Raw genomic sequence first — 510 nt, forward strand, 5'->3', positions numbered from 1 at the left:
CCGTACATAGCTACCCAGCGGTGCTCCTGGCGGAACAACTGGTACACCAGCGGTACGTCCATCCCGGTCCTCTCGTACTAAGGACAGCTCCTCTCAAATTTCCTGCGCCCACGACAGATAGGGACCGAACTGTCTCACGACGTTCTGAACCCAGCTCGCGTACCGCTTTAATGGGCGAACAGCCCAACCCTTGGGACCTACTTCAGCCCCAGGATGCGATGAGCCGACATCGAGGTGCCAAACCTCCCCGTCGATGTGGACTCTTGGGGGAGATAAGCCTGTTATCCCCAGGGTAGCTTTTATCCGTTGAGCGATGGCCCTTCCATGCGGTACCACCGGATCACTAAGCCCGACTTTCGTCCCTGCTCGACTTGTAGGTCTCGCAGTCAAGCTCCCTTATGCCTTTGCACTCTCCGAATGATTTCCAACCATTCTGAGGGAACCTTGGGGCGCCTCCGTTACACTTTAGGAGGCGACCGCCCCAGTCAAACTGCCCGCCTGACACGGTCC

At 57.8% G+C, this 510-nt stretch carries 1 rRNA gene; it reads right to left on the reverse strand.

Annotated features, from left to right (window positions below):
• Positions 1–510: ribosomal RNA gene (locus IEW11_RS24765) — 23S ribosomal RNA — on the reverse strand; the annotation flags it as partial.

This window comes from Paenibacillus abyssi (assembly GCF_014640295.1).
Classification (GTDB): Bacteria; Bacillota; Bacilli; order Paenibacillales; family Paenibacillaceae; genus Paenibacillus_D; species Paenibacillus_D abyssi.